This window comes from Enterobacter chengduensis (assembly GCF_001984825.2).
GTDB classification, from domain to species: Bacteria; Pseudomonadota; Gammaproteobacteria; order Enterobacterales; family Enterobacteriaceae; genus Enterobacter; species Enterobacter chengduensis.
Window position 1 is genome coordinate 3726602 of record NZ_CP043318.1, and the last position, 23797, is coordinate 3750398.

Here is a 23797-nt window from a genome sequence, read left to right on the forward strand (position 1 = left end):
GCATGTGGGGAATTATCGCCACCTGGCGAATGGCGCTTGAGGGCGTCACGGAGTCGGCCTCCGCGCTGGCAGCGGGAAATCCGGTCTCTACGGCGGTGGTGGATGCCGTCGCCGCCGTCGAAGACTTTCCGTTTTATAAATCCGTCGGCTACGGCGGGCTGCCCACCGAAAACGGCGATGTCGAGCTGGACGCGGCGTACATGGACGGCGACACGCTGGCGTTTGGCGCGGTAGGGAATCTGGTGGACATCGCCAACCCGGTGCGCGTGGCGCACGCGCTGAGCCGCCAGCGCTACAACAGCCTGCTGGTCGGCCAGGGCGCGCGGGAATGGGCGCTGAGCCAGGGCTTTGCCGACAAAACCATGCTCACGGAGCGCGCCGTGCAGCACTACCGCAAGCGCTGCCGCGAGACGCTGGATAAAGGCTTAAGCCCCTACGACGGGCACGACACCGTCGGCATTATCGGGCTCGATAAGCAGGGGTCAATGAGCGTCGCCACCTCCACCAGCGGCCTGTTTATGAAAAAACGCGGCCGCATTGGGGATTCCCCCATTATCGGCTCCGGCTTTTACTGCGACAGCGAAACCGGTGCCGCCACCGCCACGGGCGTCGGTGAAGATTTAATGAAAGGCTGCACCAGCTATGAAATCGTCCGCCGGATGGCGCAAGGCATGACGCCGCAGCAGGCCGCGGATTCGGTGGTGTTTGAACTGGAAGACAAGCTGATGTCGCGCTTCGGTCGCGCGGGCGATCTCTCCGTGGTGTGCATGAACAACAGGGGCGAATTTGGCGCCGCCACCAACATCAAAACCTTCTCGTTTGTGGTGGCGACGGCCCGCCAGCCCCTCACCGTTTATCGTACCGAGCGTCTGCGGGAGAAAACGCATTATCACGCGGTAGACGATGAGTGGATGCAGGCCTATGCCGCGCGGATCCGCGCGCCGATTGAGGAGTCATGATGGTTACCTACCAACTCATTACCGCGCTTTCCGACGCGAAGCCGCAAGGCCATTTCATCGCCCGCCCCCGCTGTGCGCATTTGCCGCAAACTGCGCTTATCGCGGAAATGCGGGAATCCGACGGCATCGCTGACGCCCGCTTTGGCTGCGCCCCGTTTGCCCGGATCACGCTGCTACCCGACGCGCTCTGGCACGATAGCCTGACCGAAGGATTGCTCACGGCGCTGCGCCCGCTGCTGGCCTCCCCCGTGTGTCCCGACCTGGTTCTGGATGTGACCGAAATCGACGACGTCGTGCTGGCACAGGTGCTGCGTTTTCTCTTTAACCAGGCGCACCGGCTAAGCGATTTGCAGCTAAAGAAAACCGGCGATGACGTCCGTATCGCGCATATCTCGGCCCTCTGCCTGCCGGAGCAGCAGGCAAAACTGGAAGGGATTTTCCGCCAGCAGCAGGCCATCGCGCGCGGCATGGTCGCGGCGCGACGTCTGGCGGATATCCCGTCCGACCGCTGTACGCCGCAGTTTGTGGTGGAGGAGGCGCAAAGGCTTTGCGCCTCCTTCCCCACTCTGCGCTGCGAAGTGCTTAACGAAAAAGAGATTGTCGAGCACGGACTCGGGCTGCTGCACGCCGTGGGCAAAGGGGCGAGCTGCCCGCCGCGTCTGCTGGCGATTCATTATGACGGCACCAAAGACGGCCCGGCGCGCTGCTATGTGGGAAAAGGTATTACCTTCGATACCGGCGGCCTGTGGCTGAAGGAAGGCGCGGGCATGTACACCATGAAATATGACATGTGCGGGGCGGCAAACGTGCTGGGGCTGATGCTGACCGTGGCGGAGCTGGCGCTGCCCGTACGCATCATGGGCGTGCTGGCGCTGGCCGAAAACCCATCGGACCGGACGCCATGCAGCCCGGCACGGTGGCGACGGCCTGCAACGGCACCACGGTTGAAATCAACAACACCGATGCCGAAGGCCGGCTGGTGCTGGCGGATGCCATCGCCTGGGCCAGCCTGCGCCATCCGCAGGCGCGCTACATTATTGATATGGCGACGTTAACCGGTGCGGTCGTAAAAGCGCTGGGCTATGAGCTGAGCGGGCTGATGACCCAGGATGAACCGCTGCGCGCGGCGCTGACGCGGGCAGGGAAACAGAGCGGTGACGAAGTGTGGTCCCTGCCGCTGGACGCACGGCTGAAAAAGCAGACCGACAGCGCCATTGCCGATCTGTGCAATACGCCGACCAACAATGCGGCGATCAGCGCCTCGGCCGCGTGGCTGCTGCATCACTTCTGCCCGCCAGCCATTCCGTGGGCGCATCTGGATATCAGCGGTACGGCGCTGTGGCGCGAAGGTGGACGGAGCGTAGCGTCGGGAAGGCCGATTCCACTTCTGGTTGAGCACCTGATGGGGGATCTTTAGCCGGGTGGCGGCTGCGCCTTACCCGGCCTACAAAGAGCACCCGTAGGCCGGGCGCCACCCGGCAAAAAACTCAAAGCTTAAGGATATCTTTCACAAATGGGATGGTCAGCTTGCGCTGGGCGGTAATGGAGGCGCGATCGAGCTGATCGAGCGTGTCAAACAGGGTGCGCATTTCCCGGTCCAGGCGCTTGAGCAGGAAACGGCCCACGTCTTCCGGCAGCTCAAAGCCGCGCTGCTTTGCGCGCAGCTGTAGTGCCTGCAGCTTATCTTCATCCGACAGCGGCTGGAGCTTGTAGATTTGCCCCCAGTCCAGACGAGACGCCAGGTCCGGCAGCCCAAGATTGAGCTGGCGAGGCGGACGATCGCCGGTGATCAGCAGCCGGGTTTTACCCGACTCAAGAATGCGGTTGTAGAGGTTGAAGATCGCCATTTCCCACGGCTCATCCCCCGCCACGCATTCGATATTATCGATGCAGACCAGCGAGAGATGTTCCATTCCCTCCAGCACTTCGGGCACAAACCAGGTCCGTTTATCCAGCGGCACGTAGCCGACCGCATCGCCGCGGGAAGAAAGCTCCGCACAGGCGGCATGCAGCAGATGGCTGCGCCCCGCGCCTTCGCGTGACCAGATATAGATGTATCCGCTGTGTTCCTGACGCAGCACGTTTTGCAGTGCAGCCAGTAAAGAGGGGTTATCACCCGGCCAGAAACTCGCAAACGTTTCGTCGTCAGGGAGATAAAGTGGCAGAGAGAGCTGTGCCGGTCCGTTCAGAAGTACCTCAACCAGATCTGACATAAAATCGGCATGGAGTTTAACACGGAACCCGCCAGGAGAGAACCGGGCGATCCCTAGCCCGGTTTTTCGATCAATGCGCTGCTTTTTCGCTGTCGTCCGCGTCCAGAATGTCTTCTTCCGGGCGGATCACCGAGATCAGCTTGAAGATCAGGCTCAGCCCCACGCCGACGATGGTCGCCAGCGCCATGCCCTTCAGCTCGGCCGCGCCGATGTGTACCTTCGCGCCGCTCACGCCGATAATCAGGATCACCGAGGTCAGGATCAGGTTTTGCGCTTTGCTGTAATCCACTTTAGATTCAATCAGCACGCGAATACCGGAGGCACCGATCACGCCGTACAGCAGCAGAGAGACGCCGCCCATCACCGGCACCGGGATGATCTGAATCGCTGCCGCCAGCTTGCCGACGCAGGAGAGCAGAATGGCGATGATCGCCGCGCCGCCGATAACCCAGGTGCTGTAGACGCGGGTGATCGCCATCACGCCGATGTTCTCGCCGTAGGTGGTGTTTGGCGTGGAGCCAAAGAAACCGGAGATGATAGTGGAGAAACCGTTCGCAAACATCGAGCGGTGCAGGCCCGGGTCGCGGATTAAATCGCGCTTAACGATGTTCGCCGTCACCACAAGGTGGCCGACGTGCTCCGCAATCACCACCAGCGCCGCAGGCAGAATGGTGAAGATCGCAAACCACTCGAAGCGCGGGGTGTAGAAGGTTGGCAGCGCAAACCAGTGCGCCTGGGCAATCGGCGTAGTGTCCACCACGCCCATCGCGAAGGAGAGCGCATAGCCCGCCAGCACGCCGATCAGGATTGGGATAATCGCCATAAAACCGCGGAACAGCACGGAGCCAAACACCGTCACGCCCAGCGTTACCAGCGAAATGATAATGGTTTTAGAGTCCGGCGACTGGCCGTCGGCAGGCAGCAGACCGGCCATGTTCGCCGCCACGCCCGCCAGTTCCAGGCCGATGACGGCAACGATGGCGCCCATCGCCGCAGGCGGGAACATCACGTCCAGCCAGCCGGTACCGGCTTTCTTCACGATGAAGGACACCACGCAGAACAGCACGCCACACATGATAAAGCCGCCCAGCGCGACCTCATAACCCAGCGGCAACAGCAACAGCACCGGAGAGATAAAGGCAAAGCTCGACCCGAGATACGCCGGGATTTTGCCTTTACAGATAAAGAGGTACAGCAGCGTGCCGATGCCGTTGAACAGCAGCACGGTAGCCGGGTTAATGTGGAACAGGATTGGCACCAGCACGGTTGCGCCAAACATGGCGAACAGGTGCTGCAAACTAAGCGGGATAGTCTGTAAAAGCGGCGGTCTTTCACTCACCCCGATAGCACGGCGCGTCATAGCGTTTTCCTCTGTGTAGTAGTGTTGTGGGTGTTTTATTCAAAAAAAAGCCGACTATCAAAGTCGGCTTTTTTATCGTTATTCGATTATTTCGTACCAAAGATCTTATCGCCGGCATCGCCAAGCCCGGGGATAATGTACCCGTGCTCGTTCAGGCCCTGGTCGATAGAGGCGGTATACAGCTCAACGTCCGGGTGCGCTTTTTCCAGCGCCGCGATCCCTTCCGGTGCCGCAACCAGGACCAGCACCTTAATGCTGTTACAGCCCGCATTTTTCAGCAGGTCGATGGTGGCGATCATCGAACCGCCGGTCGCCAGCATCGGGTCAACCACCAGCGCCATACGCTCGTCGATGTTAGACACCAGCTTCTGGAAGTAAGGAACCGGCTCGAGGGTTTCTTCGTTACGGTAGATCCCGACCACGCTGATGCGCGCGCTTGGCACGTGCTCCAGCACGCCTTCCATCATGCCGAGACCGGCACGCAGGATTGGCACCACGGTAATTTTCTTACCTTTGATCTGCTCAACCTGCACCGGGCCGTTCCAGCCTTCGATGGTGACTTTTTCCGTTTCCAGATCGGAGGTTGCTTCGTAGGTCAGCAGGCTGCCGACTTCAGAGGCCAGTTCGCGAAAACGCTTCGTGCTGATGTCATGCTCACGCATCAGGCCCAACTTGTGTTTAACGAGTGGGTGTTTCACTTCCACAATCTTCATTCTCTTTCTCCTCTGGGGTGGCATCCGCAAAAAAATCGCGGGATTATACCGCTTTTTTCGGATTGCGCCATACCCATGTTGCTTGACTTATATCAATCAAAAACAAAAAAGCCGGAGGCTAAGCTCCGGCTTGGGTGCGGGGTTTTGCCCGGTGGCGCTGCGCTTACGCGGGCCTACGTGTATTGTAGGTCGGGTAAGCGTTAGCGCCACCCGACAATTACAGGTTATCGCCGTTGCTCGCTATCACCTGCTTGTACCAGTCGAACGATTTCTTCTTGCTGCGGTTCAGCGTGCCGTTGCCTTCATTGTCTTTATCCACAAAGATAAAGCCGTAGCGTTTTTTCATTTCGCCCGTTCCGGCAGACACCAGGTCGATGCAGCCCCATGGGGTGTAGCCCATCAGGTCTACGCCATCCTCCACTACCGCTTTTTTCATCTCGCGGATGTGCGCAGAAAGGTAGTCGATGCGGTACTGGTCGTTTACCGTGCCGTCGCGCTCCTGCACGTCGATCGCGCCAAAGCCGTTTTCAACGATGAACAGCGGCAGCTGGTAGTGATCCCAGAACCAGTTCAGGGAATAGCGCAGCCCTACCGGGTCAATCTGCCAGCCCCAGTCGGATTTCTGCACGTACGGGTTAGAGACCAGGCTCTTGCTCTCGTCGTAATCCAGCTGCGGGTTGTCCGCCGTGGCCTTGGTGGCAAAGGACATGTAGTAGCTAAAGCCGATGTAATCCACGCAGCCCTGCGTCAACGCCGCTTTATCCTCTTCGGTAATATCCAGCGCGAAGCCGCGACGTTCAAAGTAGTTGAGCAGATGCTGCGGATACTTGCCGCGCACGTGCACGTCGGTGAACCAGTAGCGGCGGTGCATGGCGTTCATCGCCATCATCATGTCGTCCGGCGCGCAGGTCAGCGGGTAGATTGGACACATGGCAATCATGCAGCCAATCTGCAGGGACGGGTTAATCTCGCGCCCCGCCTTCACCGCCAGGGCGCTGGCCACCAGCTCATAGTGCGCCGCCTGGAACATGACCGGCTCACGGTCTTCACCCGGCGCGTACTTCAGCCCGGAGTTGGTGAACGGCGCGAAGTCTTCGTGGAAGTTGGCCTGGTTGTTGATCTCGTTGAAGGTCATCCAGTACTTCACCTTATGCTGGTAGCGCTGGAATACCACTTTTGCGAAGCGCACGAAGAAGTCGATCAGCTTGCGGTTGCGCCAGCCGCCGTATTCCGTCACCAGGTGGAAAGGCATTTCGAAGTGAGACAGGGTGATAACCGGTTCGATGCCGTGCTTCAGGCACTCGTCGAACAGATCGTCATAGAATTTCAGGCCAGCCTCGTTAGGCTCAAGCTCGTCGCCTTTAGGGAAGATCCGCGTCCAGGCGATGGAGGTGCGGAAGCATTTGAACCCCATCTCGGCAAAAAGTTTGATGTCTTCTTTGTAGCGATGGTAGAAATCGATGGCTTCGTGGTTAGGGTAGTTCTTCCCTTCCAGCACGCCGTTGGTGATTTCTCGCGGCACGCCGTGCGCGCCGGCCGTCATGACGTCGGCTACGCTTACGCCCTTGCCGCCCTCTTTCCAGCCGCCTTCCAGCTGATGCGCCGCAACCGCACCGCCCCACAGAAAATCTGCTTTGAATCCTGACATTCGCTTTCCCTCATTCTGCGTTATTTTCTGCAAAAACAATTACAGAAACCGGTTTCAGTTCGATGATGTGCAAAGGGATTAGCCGTTGCAAGCAGAACACAGAAACCGGTTTCATTTTCGTGAACGGAGTCAAGTTTGGCCGCATTCAGAAGGGACGAAGAAAAAAAGATCCCCACGTCCAGAATAGGCTCGCAAACGTTTGCCTGGACTGTTAGAATTGCGCCGATTTTTCTTACTAGCTATGCAATCGCGTGGGGATTTAAGCCGTGACCAACAAAACTTCTCTCAGCTACAAAGATGCCGGTGTTGATATTGACGCAGGTAATGCGCTGGTTGACCGAATCAAAGGTGTGGTGAAAAAAACCCGCCGCCCTGAAGTGATGGGTGGTCTGGGTGGCTTCGGCGCACTGTGCGCGCTGCCGCAAAAATATCGTGAACCTGTTCTGGTCTCGGGAACTGACGGTGTTGGCACCAAACTGCGCCTGGCGATGGATTTAAAGCGTCACGACACGATCGGTATCGATCTGGTCGCGATGTGCGTAAATGACCTGGTGGTACAGGGCGCAGAGCCGCTGTTCTTCCTCGATTACTACGCGACCGGCAAACTGGACGTGGATACCGCCGCCAGCGTGATTAACGGTATCGCCGAAGGGTGCCTGCAGTCCGGCTGTGCGCTGGTCGGTGGTGAAACCGCAGAAATGCCGGGCATGTATCACGGCGAAGATTATGACGTCGCGGGCTTCTGCGTCGGCGTAGTAGAAAAATCAGAAATTATCGACGGCAGCAAAGTGGCCGATGGCGATGTGCTGATCGCGCTGGCCTCCAGCGGCCCGCACTCCAACGGCTACTCCCTGGTGCGTAAAATCCTCGAAGTGAGCGGCTGCGACCCGCAGGCTACCGAGCTTGAAGGCAAGCCGCTGGCTGACCATCTGCTGGCGCCGACCCGCATCTACGTGAAAAACGTGCTTGAGCTTATCGAGAACGTCGACGTTCACGCTATCGCCCACCTGACCGGCGGCGGCTTCTGGGAAAACATTCCGCGCGTCCTGCCGGATAACACCCAGGCGGTGATCGACGAATCCTCATGGCAGTGGCCAGCCGTCTTTAACTGGCTGCAGACCGCAGGCAACGTCAGCTCTCACGAAATGTACCGCACCTTTAACTGCGGCGTGGGCATGGTTATCGCCCTGCCGGCAAGCGAAGCGGATAAAGCGGTTAAGCTGCTGACCGAGAAGGGTGAGAACGCGTGGAAAATCGGTACGATTAAAGCGTCCGATTCCGAAGAGCGTGTGGTCATTGAATGAAAAACATCGTGGTGCTCATTTCCGGCAACGGAAGTAATTTGCAGGCCATCATAGACGCCTGCAAACAGAAGAAAATCAACGGCACCATTCGGGCAGTGTTCAGCAACAAGGCCGACGCGTTCGGCCTTGAGCGCGCGCGGGAAGCAAACATACCCGCGCACGCGCTGGAGGCCAGCCAGTTCGCCGGGCGTGAAGCTTTCGACCGCGAGCTGGTTCAGGAGATTGATGCCTACGCGCCGGACGTGGTCGTGCTGGCGGGCTATATGCGTATTCTCAGCCCGGCATTTGTCGAACACTTCGCCGGACGTCTGCTGAATATTCACCCTTCCCTGCTGCCAAAATATCCCGGCCTGCACACGCACCGTCAGGTGCTGGAAAACGGCGACGAGGAGCACGGCACCTCCGTGCATTTCGTCACCGACGAGCTGGACGGCGGTCCGGTGATCCTGCAGGCGAAAGTCCCGGTCTTTGACGGCGATAGCGAAGAAGACGTGACCGAGCGCGTGCAGACCCAGGAACACGCCATTTACCCGCTGGTGGTGAGCTGGTTTGTCGACGGGCGTCTTGAAATGCGCGACGGCGCAGCCTGGCTGGACGGCGTTAAGTTACCTCCGCAGGGTTATGCCGCGGAAGAGTAGTCTGTTATGTCGGGTGGCGCTACGCTTACCCGACCTACCTCATAGCATTACCCGATATTGCCTCACTCAACCTTCTAAAATCCCCAACAAAAAAAAATAACTGTCATACTTTTCTGGCACTGTTGGACATATCGTGGAAATGCTCGCCATAATAAGGACGAGACGGATTTACCACGTCCTGTGATTGAACTGGAGTGTGAGCTGTAATGGGTCAGGAAAAGTTATATATCGAGAAAGAGCTAAGCTGGTTAGCATTCAACGAACGTGTACTCCAGGAAGCGGCTGACAAAAGTAACCCGCTGATCGAACGCATGCGTTTTTTGGGCATTTATTCCAACAACCTGGATGAGTTCTACAAGGTCCGCTTCGCCGAGCTGAAAAGACGCATCATCATCAGCGAAGAACAGGGCTTAAACTCGCACTCGCGGCATCTGCTGGGCAAAATCCAGTCCCGCGTGCTGAAAGCCGATCAGGAATTTGACGGCCTGTATAACGAACTGCTGCTGGAGATGGCGCGCAATCAAATCTTCCTGATTAACGAACGCCAGCTTTCCGTTAACCAACAAAACTGGCTGCGCCACTACTTCAAACACTATCTGCGCCAGCACATTACCCCGATTCTGATCAACCGCGAAACCGATCTGGTGCAGTTCCTGAAGGACGACTACACCTACCTGGCGGTGGAAATTATTCGCGGTGAATCCATCCGTTACGCGCTGCTGGAGATCCCGTCCGACAAGGTGCCGCGCTTTGTGAACCTGCCGCCGGAAACCCCGCGCAGACGCAAGCCGATGATCCTGCTGGATAACATCCTGCGCTACTGTCTGGACGACATTTTTAAAGGCTTCTTCGATTACGATGCGCTAAACGCCTACTCGATGAAGATGACCCGTGACGCCGAATATGACCTGGTGCACGAGATGGAAGCCAGCCTGATGGAGCTGATGTCCTCCAGCCTGAAGCAGCGCCTGACGGCCGAGCCGGTGCGCTTTGTTTATCAGCGCGATATGCCGGACGCCATGGTGGAGATGCTGCGCGAGAAGCTGACCATTTCACGCTATGACTCCATCGTGCCGGGCGGCCGTTACCACAACTTTAAAGACTTTATTGGCTTCCCGAACGTCGGCAAAGCCAATCTGGTGAACAAGCCGCTGCCGCGCCTGCGCCACCTGTGGTTTGATAAATTCCGCAACGGATTCGACGCCATTCGCGAGCGCGACGTGCTGCTCTACTACCCGTACCACACCTTCGAGCACGTGCTGGAGCTGCTGCGTCAGGCCTCGTTCGACCCGAGCGTGCTGGCGATCAAAATCAACATCTACCGCGTGGCAAAAGACTCCCGCATCATCGACGCGATGATCCATGCGGCGCACAACGCCAAAAAGGTCACCGTGGTGGTTGAGCTGCAGGCGCGCTTCGACGAAGAGGCGAACATTCACTGGGCGCGCCGTCTGACGGAAGCGGGCGTGCACGTCATCTTCTCCGCGCCGGGGCTGAAAATTCACGCCAAGCTGTTCCTCATCTCCCGTAAAGAGGGTAACGACGTGGTGCGTTACGCCCACATCGGTACCGGGAACTTTAACGAGAAAACGGCGCGAATTTATACCGACTACTCGCTGCTGACCGCCGATGCCCGCATCACCAACGAGGTGCGCCGGGTCTTTAACTTTATTGAGAACCCGTACCGCCCGGTAAGCTTTGACTATCTGCTGGTCTCGCCGCAGAACTCGCGCCGCCTGCTGTACGATATGATCGATAAAGAGATCGCCAACGCCCAGAAAGGCTTGTCGTCCGGGATTACGCTGAAGCTTAACAACCTAGTCGACAAAGGCCTGGTGGATCGCCTGTATGCGGCGTCCAGCTCCGGCGTGCCGGTTAACCTGCTGATCCGCGGCATGTGCTCGCTGATCCCGGAACTGGAAGGCATCAGCGACAATATTCGCGTGATCAGCATCGTTGACCGTTACCTGGAACACGATCGGATCTATATTTTTGATAACGCGGGTGATAAACAGGTCTATCTCTCTTCGGCAGACTGGATGACGCGCAATATTGACTACCGAATTGAAGTCGCGGCACCGCTGCTGGATCCGCGCCTGAAGCAGCAGATCCTCGACATCATCGAGATTCTGTTCAGCGATACCGTGAAGGCACGCTATATCGACAAAGAACTCAGTAACCGCTACGTACCGCGCGGCAACCGCCGCAAAGTGCGGTCACAGCTGGCGATTTACGACTATATCAAATCACTCGAGCAACCCGATTAACCTATGCCGATAAATGATAAGACCCCACGCCCGCAGGAATTCGCCGCGGTCGATCTTGGCTCTAACAGTTTCCACATGGTCATCGCCCGTGAGGTGGATGGCGCGCTGCAGATCATCGGTCGTCTGAAGCAGCGCGTACACCTGGCGGATGGTCTTGATGAACGCAGCATGCTCAGCGAAGAGGCAATGGAGCGCGGGTTAAACTGCCTGTCGCTGTTTGCTGAACGCCTGCAGGGCTTCTCGCCTTCCAGCGTCTGCATCGTGGGCACCCACACCCTGCGCCAGGCGCTGAACGCGCCGGAATTCCTCAAGCGCGCCGAAAAGGTGATCCCCTACCCGATCGAGATCATCTCCGGCAACGAGGAAGCGCGTCTGATTTTCATGGGCGTTGAGCACACCCAGCCGGAAAAAGGGCGCAAGCTGGTGATTGACATCGGCGGCGGTTCTACGGAGCTGGTGATCGGTGAAGACTTTGAGCCGCGCCTGGTGGAAAGCCGCCGTATGGGCTGCGTCAGCTTCGCGCAGATGTACTTCCCGGGCGGCACCATCACCCGCGAGAACTTCCAGCGTGCGCGTATGGCGGCCGTCCAGAAGCTGGAAAACCTAGCCTGGCAGTACCGTATTCAGGGCTGGAACGTGGCGCTGGGCGCGTCAGGCACCATCAAAGCGGCGCATGAAGTGCTGCTGGCGATGGGCGAAAAAGACGGCTTTATCACGCCCGAGCGTCTGACGCTGCTGACCGAAGAAGTGCTGAAGCATAAAAGTTTTGACGCCCTAAGCCTGCCGGGTCTTTCCGACGAGCGTAAGGCGGTCTTCGTGCCGGGCCTGGCTATTCTCTGCGGCGTGTTTGATGCCCTCGCCATTAAGGAGCTGCGTCTTTCAGACGGCGCGCTGCGTGAGGGCGTGCTGTATGAGATGGAAGGCCGCTTCCGCCATCAGGATATTCGCAGCCGCACCGCGCAAAGCCTGGCCAACCAGTACAACATCGACCGAGAGCAGGCGAAGCGCGTGCTGGAAACCACGGTGCAAATGTACGAACAGTGGGAAGAGCAGAATCCGAAGCTCGCGCATCCGCAGCTTGCGGCGCTGTTGAAATGGGCCGCGATGCTGCACGAGGTGGGGCTGAACATCAACCACAGCGGCATGCACCGCCATTCGGCCTACATCCTGCAAAACAGCGATCTGCCTGGCTTCAACCAGGAGCAGCAGACCATGATGGCAACCCTGGTGCGCTATCATCGCAAGGCCATCAAGCTTGACGATCTGCCGCGCTTCACGCTGTTCAAGAAAAAGCAGTTCCTGCCTTTAATCCAGCTGCTGCGCCTTGGCGTACTGCTCAATAACCAGCGTCAGGCCACGACCACACCGCCGACGCTGAAGCTTAAAACCGACGACCATCACTGGACGCTGAGCTTCCCGCACGACTGGTTCAGCCAGAACGCGCTGGTTCTGCTGGACCTGGAAAAAGAGCAGCAGTACTGGGAAGCGGTCACCGGCTGGCTGCTCAAAATTGAAGAAGAGAGCGCTGACGTCGCCGCGTAACGGCTCAGGCGTCCGCGGTGGACGCCTCGGTTTCCAGCAGTGACGCAAGCGGCGTCGGCCTGCCAATCAGATAGCCCTGCATATAATCGATACCTAGCGCGTTAACCGCGCTACGTATCTCTTCCGTCTCGACATACTCCGCCACCACCAGCATCTTCTTCATGCGCGCCAGATGGCAGATAGACGCCACAATCTGGTAGTCCAGGCTGTTGTTAACGATATTGCGAATAAAGCTGCCGTCGATCTTGAGAATGTCGGCATCCACGCTTTTCAGCCGCGCATAGCTCGCATAGCCGGTGCCAAAATCATCAATCGCAATACGTACCCCCATTTTCTGGAGCTGCTGGAGGATGTGTAGCGCCTGCTCCCCGCTGCTGAACGAGCTGCACTCCGTCACCTCAAAAATCAGCTGCCACGGCTCAATGGCGTATTTCGCCAGCAGGCGACTCACCTCAAGCGGGAACGGCACCCGGCACACGGTTGAAGGTGCCAGATTAATGGCAAAACGCTGGGCGGGCAGGCTTTCGCGATGCGCGGCCAGGAAACGCAGCGTATGCTCAAGCACCCACAAATCCACCCGCGACGACAGGCCAAACTCCTGCGCGACGGGCAGGAACTGGTCAGGAGAGATCAACATGCCGTTTGCATCCGGCATCCGCAACAAAACTTCGTGATAGCGATCGCCACGCAGGCCGCAAACGGGTTGAACCAGCAGGGTAAATTCGTCGTTATCGAGCGCCTTTTGCAGGCGGCTCATCATCGCGACCTTATCCTTCAGGCTGCGCTGCAAATGGACGGCCCCACGCTGCTGAAGATTTTCCGGATGGTTGGAGGAGAGCGACAGATCGGCCACCACCCCCAGCTCGCCCAGCACCAGGTAAAGATGGTTAACCGGAGACCGGACATAGCAATAGCTCACGCCCACCTGCGGCTGCAGCGGCATGCCGTCCCAGACAAAGCGGAACTGTTTAATATGCTCGTCCAGGTCATCAATCCGCTGCTGGTGCGACTCCGCGTTGAGCCGCACCGCCAGGTCATATCCGGTCAGGTGATACACCTGCTCATTAGGCTGGAGCGTGCCGTTTACCCACTGCGCCAGCTGCTGTTTGTACAAAATACGTAGCAGCACGCCGTAGTTTCGGCCCAGAATTTCCAGCTCCGGAATGCGCAGCAGGCAGAGCGCCGACCACGGATTCTTCGCCAGATCGCGCGACAGCGCCCGCAGGTTAGGCATATGGACAATCGGGTCGAGCAGCGCCAGCCTGCGGGAGCGTTTATTCACGGCGCGCTGGCGGGTCGCCAGCATCGACATATAAATCACCACAAACGAGAAGACCAGGTAGCTGGAAGAGGTGATCGCCAGCTGAATGTCGTATCCCTGATTCATAGGGATATAGCGGTAAAAATAGTGAATAGACACCAGCAGCACCGGCGTCCAGATAAGCGAAATGAGCTTATAGCCAAAACGCATCGCGCCCCAGAGCATCACCGGCATCAGCAGCGAGAGGGTGTAGTTGGTGGTGAAAATGGAGCTGTTTTCATTCATCGGAAGCAGCAGCAGCGAAAGCAGCCCGCCGAGCGCAGCCGCCCACAGCAAAAACTCGGCGACCGTCACCTTTTTGTCTATCTGGGCGCGGATCTGCGAGAGTAGGCTTTTGACGTAGCGCGGATGACGAATCAGGCGGATCAGCAGATAGCTCAGCGGCACGCCCGTCAGCCCGCTGGCCAGCAGCGTCTGATAGTTAATGAGCGTGCGGATATTAAGAGGGTTGAGTCCCGCAAGGCTCTGGCGGCTCTCATACACGCCCAAATAGACCGCAAACTGAAACAGCACCAGAAACAGCGTCGCGGGGCAGAAAGCCTGCCAGAAGATGCGCTGCGCCATCAGCCGGACGTCGCCGTACGCCGTCATATTGCGTCTGGGGGCAAACACACGGTAGCCGCCCCAGCTGAGCACTAGCGGGACGATAAAATGCAGTACGCCGGCAACCGTTTCAAACATCCCGACCGACGAGTAGTAGCGGATAAACAGCGACAATACGATCCCGGGCAGCGCTTCCAGGCCAAAGAACATCATCAGCGAAAGCAAAAATGAGAGCGGTAAATAATAGAGTGCCACAATGCCGTCGCCCAGCTGCGTATACGTATTCGCGACGCTCAGCGCGGGAAGTAAAACCACCGGTATAATAAGCGGCAATGCCCACCAGCGGTTTTGATTGTTTTTCAGGAAAGCGAGAATATTCATAGATGCCCGGTTAAACCCCTATCGCTCCAGAGGGAAATAAAGACAGGCATCCAACCTGACCTACGCGCCACCCGACGGCATGCCGGGCAAACAGTGTGGAGGAAGGATTTTAAATATCAGGGGCGGGAAACCGTTGACATAAATCAAACTACTTGATGCAAATAACTTTTCAGGGCGTTTTTTTGAGAATAATTTTCTTCATATTATCAATATGGTAAATGCGTTAATTAATTTTAATAACATTAGTTAATGTAAATATTGACGGTTATTTACACACGCCAGAATTGACCCCAACTCCCCGCTGTGCCTTAATATCCTTATCGCCCAAAAGGGCTTACCCAGGAAAAACAGAGTGAGTCAGGTCACGCGTATGCGCAAACGACATCGATTTAACACCCGAATGACCCGCATCATACTGCTCATCAGCTTCCTGTTTTTCTTTGGCCGCTTTGTTTACTCTTCCATTGGCGCCTGGTATCACCATCAGGACAAGATCCAGTCGCAGCAGTCCAGCCTGACCGTCGACACCGCTGACCGCTAAACCGCCGAAGGATGTTGCACGAGCCGAATAAGGGCCGCGATCCCTTTGCTGAGGATTTTGTCCTGCCGCATGACCACCGCCAGCTGCCGCTGCAGCATGGGCATCAGCGACATCACGCATAGCCCTTCACGATCGACATCCTGTTTGACCGCCATTCGCGGCACAATACTGTAGCCCAGCCCCGCGCGAACCATGCGTTTGATCGCCTCGATGCTGCCAAGCTGCATCACCGGCGCGATTGCTAATCCACTGGCTGCAAACCAGCCATCGATCAGAGCCCGGGTCCCGCTGCCTGATTCAAAGGCAATCAGCGGATGAGCGTGCAGCGCCTCCGGCGTGAAATCGCGGAAAACATCCTGCTGCTCCCGCGAGGCGATAAACACAAACTCTTCGTCCATCACCGGCATGACGTCCAGCGCTCTGCCGCTCACCGGCAGCGTGACCAGCCCCACATCGAGACGGTTCTCTTCGATGGCCCTGACGATGTCGAGGGTGTTGCCCGTTGTCACCCCCACGCTCAGGAGCGGATAGTCGCGGCGCAGCTGCTCCAGCAGGGGCGGGAGAAGATGGATGCAGGCCGTTGCCCCCGTGCCAAGCGTAATGGTGCCGCTCACGTCGTGACTGAACGCACTCACGGACCGGATGGCGTCATCCACCACCTGCTGAATGCGTTCCCCGTGCGCCAGCAGGGCCTCTCCGGCCCCCGTCGCCTTAATGCCCCGCCCGGTACGTTCCACCAGGCGCGTTTGCAAAAACTGCTCCAGCTGACGTACCTGCATGCTGACGGCGGGCTGGGAAATGCCCATCAGATCCGCCGCAGAGGAAAAACTGCCGCGCTGGATCACCAGCCGGAACGTCGCGAGATAGCCCAGATTAAGCGTCGTCATTCAAAGTTTCTCTTATACCGCGCATAAGGTTGCAGACCTGTTTGCACAATACCTCGCTCGCTATGCTGGGGACAACTGCATAACGGAATGAAAAATAATGGAAACACCTGCCCTGCCTCGTCGACTCGCCCTCACTGCCGGATGTAATCAACTCATCAACTGGGGGATCTCGTTTTATATGCCCGGTACCTTCGCGCTGGCGATATCAGCTGACCGGGGGTGGTCATCACCACAGATTTACCTCGGCCTGACGCTGGCGATGCTGGTGATGGCGGCGGTTTCGCCGTTTGTGGCCCACCTGCTGGCATGCTTTGGCGGCCAGAGGGTGGTGATGAGTGGCACGCTGCTGATCGCCGCAGGCTGCGCAGGGATGGCGTATACCCAGACGCTATTTGGCTGGTACTGCGCCTGGCTGGTCACCGGTGTAGGGATGCGCCTGTCGCTGTACGATGCGCTGTTCGCCGCGCTGGTGAACCTCTACGGTCAGCAGGCGCGAAGAACAATCTCACGCGTCACGCTGGCGGGCGGGCTGGCCTCTGTCGTCTTCTGGCCGCTTGGCGATGCTCTGCTTCAGGTGATGAGCTGGCATGAGGCGCTGCGCGTCTATGCTCTCTTCGGCCTCCTGAGCGCGGCGCTGATAAGAACGCTCCCCCGTCAGCGGCTTTCGGTGACGACACAGGTCGCCGCGCCGCCCCTGAACAAAGAGCGGCGCAAAGGCTGGCTTTATGCCGCCTTCATTGCCCTCATCACCTTTGTCTCTAACGGCACCTCCACCCATCTGCCGGAGTTTATTGCCCACTTCGGCCTGCCGGTCGCCATCGGCATGCTGTGGGGGATCGGCCAGACGGGCGCTCGCTCTATGGAGGTGCTGGCGGGCGCACACTTAACGCCGTTCAGGCTGACCCTTTTCACCGCGCTCGCCATGCCGCTCTGCTTTCTTCTGGGGTTGAGCAGCGCTCTGTTTGTGTGGTGTGCAGCCGGGTTTGTGCTGGGCTATGGCGCCATGAACGGGCTGGTCACCATCGTGAAAGCCACGCTGCCGCTGGAACTGTTCAGCGCGGAAAGCTATGCCCGCCGCACCGGCATGCTGCTTATCCCCGGCCAGCTGATGGCGGCAGCCTCGCCGTTTGCCTATGCGTGGCTGAACAAAGCGCTGGGGATCGCGGGAGCAATGTGGGTATCAACGGGGCTGACGCTGGTGATTGCCGGGCTGGCGATAGCGATTGTGCGCCGTCCCGGCAGGCAAAGTGTATCGCACTGTATCCAGCGCACCACGCTGACAAACGGGTACAAAACGCCGCCTCCGGCAAATATCTCCGATACATAAAAATGGTTTTCTTTCCCTGTCGCCATTCAGAACCGATGAGGAGAGAGAGCAATGATTCGTCGCTATGTACTTTTCCCCCTGCTTGTCCTGACATCTGTAGCATGTGTCCAGGCCACACCGCTGGACAATCTGAGCGCCGCGGACGTTAATGGCCCCGCCGCTGTTTCCCCGCTGGCGCAGCCGCAACCACCTGCAAAACTGATCGTCGATCCGCCGCTTGCCGGGCCGCTGAGCAAAGGCGCGGTGTTTATCCAGTACCGTGCCGAAAACCTGCGCATCGAGCCGGTGTTCGGGCCCGACGCGCTCAAGGTCACCCCGCGCATCGGGCACATTCACGTGGTGGTGGATGACGCGCCGTGGCATTGGGCTGACGCCAGCGGAGAGCCGGTGATCCTGGTGGGTCTGCCCGCCGGTAAGCACAAGGTGACGATTATTCTGGCCGATCCGACGCATAAGCCCCTCGATCACAAAACCCTCGAATTCACCGTGCCGCCCCACGCGGCGATCCACCATTTTTAAGGAGTCTGAAGATGAAAGCACTGTCTGTACTGACGGCAGGCCTGCTGGCGCTTTCGGCCAGCGCTTTTGCGGAGAATAAAACCAGCGTCGTGCTGGTGCACGGCGCGTTTGCCGACGGCAGCAGCTGGAATAAGGTGATTACCCTGTTGCAGAAACAGCACGCAGAGGTCATTGCCGTCCAGCTCCCGCTCACGTCGCTAAAAGATGACGTTGCCGCCACGCGACGAGCCATCGAACGCGCCCAGGGGGATGTCGTACTGGTGGGTCACTCCTGGGGCGGCACCGTGATTAGCGAAGCAGGCAACGATGCGCGAGTAAAATCACTGGTGTATGTGGCGGCGTTCGCGCCGGATTCCGGTCAGTCGACGGCGGATCTGGCAGAAAGATTCCCTGCGCCGCCGGGCAGCGCGGGCATTGCCAAAACGGCGGACGGCTATTTATATCTGCCAACGGACGCCGTCAGGAAGGATTTCGCGCCGGATGTGACGCCAGACATTCAAAACACGATTGCAGCGACGCAGGGGCCGATTAAGGCCGAGGCGTTTGGTGAAAAGGTCGCCCATGCGGCATGGCATGATAAACCGAGCTGGTTTGTGGTCAGCAAGAATGATCGAATGATCAACCCCGATCTTGAGCGTGCGATGGCAAAGACGATCCATGCGAAAACCGCCGAGGTGGCAGCGAGCCACGTGTCGATGATGAGCCAGCCGGAGGCTATCGCCCGGATGATTGAGCAGGCGAGGCGGATGCACTGAGAAAAATTCGCCCGGCGGCGCTACGCTTGCACGGGCCTACGATTTCGTAGGTCGGGTAAGCGCAGCGCCACCCGACAAGAAAGGCCGTCTCAGTCCCCCTTCTCTGCGGGATAATCGCGATTAATCCAGGCGTGATCCTCTTCCCAGGTGAACATCCATTTGCGCACCGGCCCGGCCATCACGTTGAGGTAGTAGCTGTCATACCCGGCCATCGTCGCCACCGGGTGGTAGCCCTTCGGCACCATGACCACGTCACGGTTATAGACCGCCATACACTCATCCAGCGTTCTGTCGTCGGTGTAAACGCGCTGCATGCAGAACCCCTGTTCCGGGTTGAGGCGATGGTAGTAGGTCTCCTCCAGATAGGTCTCGTTCGGCGGATTGTCCGCGTCATGCTTGTGGCTCGGGTACGAGCTGGTGCAGCCTTCGTTGGTCCAGACCTCCACCACCAGCAGGCTGTCGGCAGGTTTATCCTCCGGCAGAATGTTATGCACGTAGCGCTGGTTATGCCCCTTACCGCGCGCCTCGCCGTCGATATCCTGCGGCGCAATCAGCCGCGTCGGATGCGTACCCTTGCCCGGCGCGGCGCAGACCGCCAGCTCCAGCCTGGTCAGCGCCTTCACCTGCACCGTCTCCTGCGGTGTAACGTACACCGCCCACGGCTTGATGCGCTCGAACGGGCTCATCCGCTCGCCGATGTCGTTAAACTGCGCGGAAGGGGTGCGGATGGAGGCGCGTCCGGCGACCAGCACCAGGCAGCGCTCCTCGCTGACGGCGGGCAGCGTCAGCGTCTGCCCCTCCTGCAGCTCATAAGCCGCAAAGCCGACGTACGCCCACCCCGCGCTTTCCGGCGTGACGGACTGGGTCCGCCCCTGCGCGTTCGGCTGTTGCCAGCGTGATAACAGACGTGACATGTCCCCTCCTCAGATAAGCCCGGCGTCGCGCGCCAGGCGGCTCAGGTTGTTATACCCCAGACGGGCGTAGGTCAGCGGATGGGCAATCGCCGGATCCTGCTCCGCCTCGACCACCAGCCAGCCGTGATAGTCCTGCGCCTTCAGCAGCCGCATAATCGGCGGGTAATCGACGCAGCCGTCGCCCGGCACGGTAAACACGCCGCTCAGCACCGCATCGAGGAAGCTGGTTTTGCGGTTTTTGACGTCCGCCAGCACGTCGGCGCGCACGTCTTTGCAGTGCACGTGGTTGATGCGCGACGCCCAGCGCTGCGCCACCGCCAGCGGATCGGCCCCGGCAAAGGTCAGATGGCCGGTATCCAACAGCAACCCGACCTCTTCGCCGGTATGGGTCATCAGGTTGTCCACGTCGTCGGCGGACTCAATCACCGTGCCCATATGGTGATGGTAGGCAATCTGCACCCCCTGCTGCTGGGTATAGCGGGCAAATTCGGTGAGCTTCTCGCCGTACTCCTGCCAGCGTTCCTGCGGAAAGCGCGGGCGCAGGTGCACCGGGGTCTGCTGCTCGCCGTGAATGCAGCCGCTCACTTCCGCAAAGACCAACACCTTTGCCCCCAGCTCGCGCAGCAGCGTCAGGTGGGGCTGCACGGCGGCGATCTCCTCCTCCACGCTGCGCTCCAGCAGGCGGCCGGAGTACCAGCCGGAAACCAGCTGCAGGTCGTGGCGCTGTAAAATCGGGCCGAGCAGGCGCGCCTCGCGCGGGAATTTATTGCCCAGCTCGAAGCCTTCAAAACCGGCCTCTTTGCCCTCGCTCAGGCAGGTCTCCAGCGACGTCTCCGCGCCGAGGGAAGGCAGATCGTCGTTCGTCCAGGTCAGCGGGTTAATGCCCAGTTGTACACTCATTGTCGTCTCCATTATGCGTCTCCGCGCTCGCGCCACCAGGCGATAAGCTGCAGGTAGTTGTCCCGGATGCGCGCCACCAGCTGCGCATCGTCAATATCGTGCTTCAGCCACGCGCGGGAGGCGTCGCCAAACAGCGTGCGCCCCACGGCGAAGCCTTTCACCAGCGCCTGCCCCGCGGCGGCCCGGAAGTCGGCGCGGAGCTGTTCCGCCGGGGCATCGAGTCCGAGGATCACCACCCCACGGCAGTGCGGATCCCGGCGTTCGATAATTTCGCTGAGCGCCGTCCAGCCGTCGGCCGAGAGCGGCGGCAGCTTCCACCAGTCCGGGTAAATGCCCAGGTTGTAAAAGCGGGAGATGGCGCGCAGATAAAGTTCGTCGCTGCGCGGCATGGTTGCGGGCAGGATCACCTCCAGCAGCAGCTCGTGCCCGGACTGGCAGCAGGCGTGGTACACCTCGGCGATTTTCTGCTCCTGCTCCAGGCGCAGGCCATGGGCATCTTCCGGATGGAAAAAGACCAGGCACTTCACCACGTGCTCCTGCGGCCAGCTGATAAGCTGGGTGCCGATGTTGCCGTGCTCCATTTCCAGCGGCCGGGATCCCGGCAGCTCGATGGGGCGACCAATCCACCATCCTTCCCCGGTGATGGCGTTCAGCGCGTCCTGACCAAAGGTACCGTCGCACAGCAGGCCGGCTTTGCCCTCCAGCCCGGCGCGGCTCGCCGCCTCGCGGCTGGCCTGCAGGATCAGCTGCTTTAGCGCCGGAATGCGCTTCAGCGACGCGCCGCACTGCAGCGCCATATCCTCAAGCTGGCTGCGGTGGTCGAAGGCCATCACGCACAGCTCCGGCCACTCGCGGCGGCGGGTAGTCACCCGGTGGAGATGGTTCAGACGCGGGTCGAGATCCGGGCGCGGCACGTTCGCAGCGCGGGAGAGATAGTCATCCAGCTCGATCTTGCTCGGCATTGCCGGGGCGCAGCCGTGGCGGGAGACCACCAGCGCGCCGCAGGCGTTGGCGTAGCGGCACGCCTGCTCCCAGCCCTCGTCGTTCAGGTAGCCGCGCAGCAGGCCGGACATAAACGCGTCCCCCGCGCCGAGAACGTTCAGCACCTCCACGCGCACGCCGGTCACCGTCAGGCCGTCGTCCAGCCGGGGCGGAATGGCGTCGGTATAGACCGAGCAGCCGAGCGCCCCGCGCTTGCAGATCAGCGCGGCTTCACTGACGGCGCGCACCTGCCCCAGCGCCGTCAGCGTATCGGTGCTGCCGCCCGCAATGTGGAACTCCTCCTCGGTGCCGACGATGACGTCGAAGAGGTGCAGCACCTCCTGCAGTTCGCGGGTGACCTTATCGGCGGCGATAAAGCGCGTTTCGCCGTCGCCCAGCGAGGTCAGCCCCCACAGCACCGGACGGTAGTCGATGTCCAGCACCGTGCGCACGCCGTGACGGCGGGCATAGCCCAGCGCCGTCAGCACCGCCTCGCGGGTCTGCGGGTGAGAAAGGTGGGTCCCGGTGATGGCAAGACACCGTGCGGAGGCAATGTAGCTTTCGTCCACATCGCGGGCGGTAATCGCCATGTCCGCGCAGTTATCGCGATAAAAAATCAGAGGAAAGGTGTCCCGGTCTTTAATGCCGAGCAGCACCAGCGCCGTAAGGCGGTCTTTATCGGTAATCAGATGGCTGGTATCGCAGCCCACCTGGCTGAGCTCTTCCCGCAGGAAGCGGCCCATATGTTCATCGCCGACGCGCGCCAGCATCGACGAGCGCAGGCCCTGGCGCGCGGTGCCGTACGCCACGTTGCCGGACGACCCGCCGAGGTATTTGGCGAAGCTCGACGCATCTTCCAGACGGGCGCCAATCTGCTGGCTGTAGAGGTCTACCGCCACGCGGCCCATGCATATCACATCAAACTGCTTTTCCACGTTGAACCCTCTTCAGACAATGTCGTTCACGTTCAGCCAGCGGCCTTCCCGGTGCGAGAGCGCGATCGCGTCCAGCACGCGCGACACCTTCCAGCCCTCTTCGAAGTCCGGCCACATCGGCGCGTCGGCGGCAATCCCGTCCACCAGGTCGCGCACCTCCACTGTTTTTTGATCGTTAAAGCCTATCCCGTGGCCCGCGCCCATGCAGAACGCGGCGTAGTCCGGGTGCGACGGGCCGACGAGCAGCGTGCGGAACCCCTGACGGTTCACCGGGTCGTCATGCAGATAGAGCTTCAGCTCGGCCATGCGCTCCTGGGTGAAGCTGATGGCGCCTTTCGTGCCGGTGATGACGTACGACAGCCCCATCTTGCGGCCGCAGGCGACGCGGGAGGTTTCAATGACGCCCTGCGCCCCGCCCGCGAAGCGCACCATCGCGTGGGCCTGATCCTCGTTTTCGACGGCAACCATCTCCGACGATCCGGCCTTCGCCGGGCGCGCCGGGACCACGATCTTCAGGTCGCCGCAGACCTGCTCGATATCCCCCACCAGGTACTGGGCCATATTGACGATATGCGCCGCGAGATCGCCCAGCGCCCCCAGCCCGGCGGTCTCCTTAAAGCAGTGCCAGTGGATCGGCGAAAGCGGGTCGGCCATATAGTCTTCGTTGTGGGTGCCGTAGAAGTGGATCACCTCGCCAATCTCGCCGCGCGCGATAATCTCCTTCGCCAGCTGCGCGGTCGGGTTCTTCATGTAGTTGAACCCCACCAGCGTTTTCACCCCGGCCCGCTTCGCGGCGTCGACCATCTCGCGCGCGTCGTGGGCGCTCAGCGCCAGCGGCTTCTCAGAGTAAACGTGCTTGCCGTGGCGGATCGCCTCCAGCGCCATCTCTTTATGCAGGTGGTTGGGCGAGCAAATATCCACCACGTCAATGGCCGGGTCGGCCACCAGCGCCCGCCAGTCGCCGGTGGAGCGGTTAAAGCCAAACGCCCACGCGCGCGCTGCCGCCAGCTCCGGCGTGACTTCCGCCACCATCTCGCGCACCAGCCTGCCGCGCAGGTTGAACACCGTCGGGGCCTGGGCATAGGCGATGGCGTGCGCCTTGCCGATATACCCGGTGCCAATTAATCCAATACGAACCTCTTTCATCGC

19 protein-coding genes and 1 pseudogene are annotated in these 23797 nt (G+C 59.7%); 10 read left to right on the forward strand and 10 right to left on the reverse strand.

What is annotated here, in order from left to right; genetic code table 11:
* The first annotated feature begins 2 nt into the window (after window positions 1-2).
* Entirely contained in the window at window positions 3-959 is a 957-nt protein-coding gene (locus tag FY206_RS18020) for a glycosylasparaginase (protein ID WP_032643549.1), read from the forward strand.
* Window positions 959-2376, forward strand: a pseudogene (locus tag FY206_RS18025) (leucyl aminopeptidase family protein). Before FY206_RS18020 ends, FY206_RS18025 begins: the two are co-directional and overlap by 1 nt.
* A gap of 70 nt (window positions 2377-2446) precedes the next feature.
* On the opposite strand, the gene FY206_RS18030 reads toward FY206_RS18025, so the two are convergent.
* The 4 genes from FY206_RS18030 to FY206_RS18045 form a co-directional block, all read right to left on the reverse strand.
* Window positions 2447-3148 carry a DnaA inactivator Hda gene (locus FY206_RS18030; protein ID WP_214517516.1) on the reverse strand — a complete coding sequence of 234 codons (702 nt, stop codon included), beginning with the start codon at window positions 3146-3148 and terminating at the stop codon, window positions 2447-2449.
* Window positions 3149-3242: 94 nt separating this feature from the next.
* Window positions 3243-4532 carry a uracil permease gene (uraA, locus tag FY206_RS18035; protein ID WP_032643553.1) on the reverse strand — a complete coding sequence of 430 codons (1290 nt, stop codon included), beginning with the start codon at window positions 4530-4532 and terminating at the stop codon, window positions 3243-3245.
* An 86-nt stretch (window positions 4533-4618) separates the two neighbouring features.
* A complete protein-coding gene (upp, locus tag FY206_RS18040; RefSeq protein ID WP_023308769.1) occupies window positions 4619-5245 on the reverse strand; it encodes a uracil phosphoribosyltransferase in 627 nt (208 codons plus the stop codon).
* A 217-nt stretch (window positions 5246-5462) separates the two neighbouring features.
* On the reverse strand, window positions 5463-6893 hold the full coding sequence (locus FY206_RS18045; RefSeq protein ID WP_032643555.1) for a 6-phospho-beta-glucosidase: 1431 nt from the start codon (window positions 6891-6893) through the stop codon (window positions 5463-5465).
* A gap of 266 nt (window positions 6894-7159) precedes the next feature.
* On the opposite strand from FY206_RS18045, the gene purM reads away from it, so the two are divergent.
* The 4 genes from purM to ppx all read left to right on the forward strand — a co-directional run bounded on the left by purM (window position 7160) and on the right by ppx (window position 12644).
* Window positions 7160-8197 carry a phosphoribosylformylglycinamidine cyclo-ligase gene (purM, locus tag FY206_RS18050; RefSeq protein ID WP_032643557.1) on the forward strand — a complete coding sequence of 346 codons (1038 nt, stop codon included), beginning with the start codon at window positions 7160-7162 and terminating at the stop codon, window positions 8195-8197.
* Window positions 8194-8835, forward strand: coding sequence for a phosphoribosylglycinamide formyltransferase (purN, locus tag FY206_RS18055; RefSeq protein ID WP_032643559.1), 642 nt, complete (start codon window positions 8194-8196; stop codon window positions 8833-8835). The genes purM and purN overlap by 4 nt, the downstream gene beginning before the upstream one ends.
* A gap of 206 nt (window positions 8836-9041) precedes the next feature.
* A complete protein-coding gene (ppk1, locus tag FY206_RS18060; protein ID WP_032643561.1) occupies window positions 9042-11102 on the forward strand; it encodes a polyphosphate kinase 1 in 2061 nt (686 codons plus the stop codon).
* A 3-nt stretch (window positions 11103-11105) separates the two neighbouring features.
* Window positions 11106-12644, forward strand: coding sequence for an exopolyphosphatase (ppx, locus tag FY206_RS18065; RefSeq protein ID WP_032643562.1), 1539 nt, complete (start codon window positions 11106-11108; stop codon window positions 12642-12644).
* A gap of 4 nt (window positions 12645-12648) precedes the next feature.
* Here the strand turns inward: ppx and FY206_RS18070 are convergent, their stop codons facing one another.
* Window positions 12649-14889 carry an EAL domain-containing protein gene (locus FY206_RS18070; RefSeq protein WP_032643565.1) on the reverse strand — a complete coding sequence of 747 codons (2241 nt, stop codon included), beginning with the start codon at window positions 14887-14889 and terminating at the stop codon, window positions 12649-12651.
* 352 nt (window positions 14890-15241) lie between these two features.
* Here FY206_RS18070 and FY206_RS18075 point away from each other — a divergent pair, with 352 nt between their 5' ends.
* Entirely contained in the window at window positions 15242-15430 is a 189-nt protein-coding gene (locus FY206_RS18075) for a YfgG family protein (protein ID WP_050488832.1), read from the forward strand.
* Here the strand turns inward: FY206_RS18075 and FY206_RS18080 are convergent.
* On the reverse strand, window positions 15427-16317 hold the full coding sequence (locus FY206_RS18080; RefSeq protein ID WP_032643567.1) for a LysR family transcriptional regulator: 891 nt from the start codon (window positions 16315-16317) through the stop codon (window positions 15427-15429). The two genes, FY206_RS18075 and FY206_RS18080, sit on opposite strands and share 4 nt — an antisense overlap.
* 97 nt (window positions 16318-16414) lie before the next feature.
* Between FY206_RS18080 and FY206_RS18085 the strand changes: the two genes are divergently transcribed.
* The 3 genes from FY206_RS18085 to FY206_RS18095 are packed head-to-tail and all read left to right on the forward strand — an operon-like array spanning window position 16415 to window position 18918.
* Complete coding sequence (locus FY206_RS18085; RefSeq protein WP_032643569.1) at window positions 16415-17644, forward strand: MFS transporter; 1230 nt, start codon at window positions 16415-16417, stop codon at window positions 17642-17644.
* A gap of 51 nt (window positions 17645-17695) precedes the next feature.
* The gene (locus FY206_RS18090) at window positions 17696-18163 is read left to right on the forward strand and encodes a DUF6130 family protein (RefSeq protein ID WP_032643571.1); all 468 of its coding nucleotides are present in this window, start codon (window positions 17696-17698) and stop codon (window positions 18161-18163) included.
* An 11-nt stretch (window positions 18164-18174) separates the two neighbouring features.
* Window positions 18175-18918, forward strand: coding sequence for an alpha/beta fold hydrolase (locus FY206_RS18095; RefSeq protein ID WP_032643572.1), 744 nt, complete (start codon window positions 18175-18177; stop codon window positions 18916-18918).
* Between the two features lie 89 nt (window positions 18919-19007).
* On the opposite strand, the gene iolB is transcribed toward FY206_RS18095, so the two are convergent.
* Genes iolB through FY206_RS18115 form a run of 4 tightly spaced genes read right to left on the reverse strand, consistent with a single transcriptional unit; the run spans window position 19008 to window position 23794 of the window.
* Window positions 19008-19832: a 5-deoxy-glucuronate isomerase gene (gene iolB / locus FY206_RS18100; protein ID WP_032643574.1), complete on the reverse strand. Its 825-nt coding sequence runs from the start codon at window positions 19830-19832 to the stop codon at window positions 19008-19010.
* Window positions 19833-19841: 9 nt separating this feature from the next.
* Window positions 19842-20732: a myo-inosose-2 dehydratase gene (gene iolE, locus FY206_RS18105; protein ID WP_032643576.1), complete on the reverse strand. Its 891-nt coding sequence runs from the start codon at window positions 20730-20732 to the stop codon at window positions 19842-19844.
* Between the two features lie 11 nt (window positions 20733-20743).
* Window positions 20744-22648 carry a bifunctional 5-dehydro-2-deoxygluconokinase/5-dehydro-2-deoxyphosphogluconate aldolase gene (locus FY206_RS18110; RefSeq protein WP_032643578.1) on the reverse strand — a complete coding sequence of 635 codons (1905 nt, stop codon included), beginning with the start codon at window positions 22646-22648 and terminating at the stop codon, window positions 20744-20746.
* A gap of 12 nt (window positions 22649-22660) precedes the next feature.
* Window positions 22661-23794 (reverse strand): Gfo/Idh/MocA family protein, encoded by a 1134-nt coding sequence (locus tag FY206_RS18115; RefSeq protein ID WP_032643581.1) that lies wholly within the window; start codon window positions 23792-23794, stop codon window positions 22661-22663.
* Window positions 23795-23797: the final 3 nt, after the last annotated feature.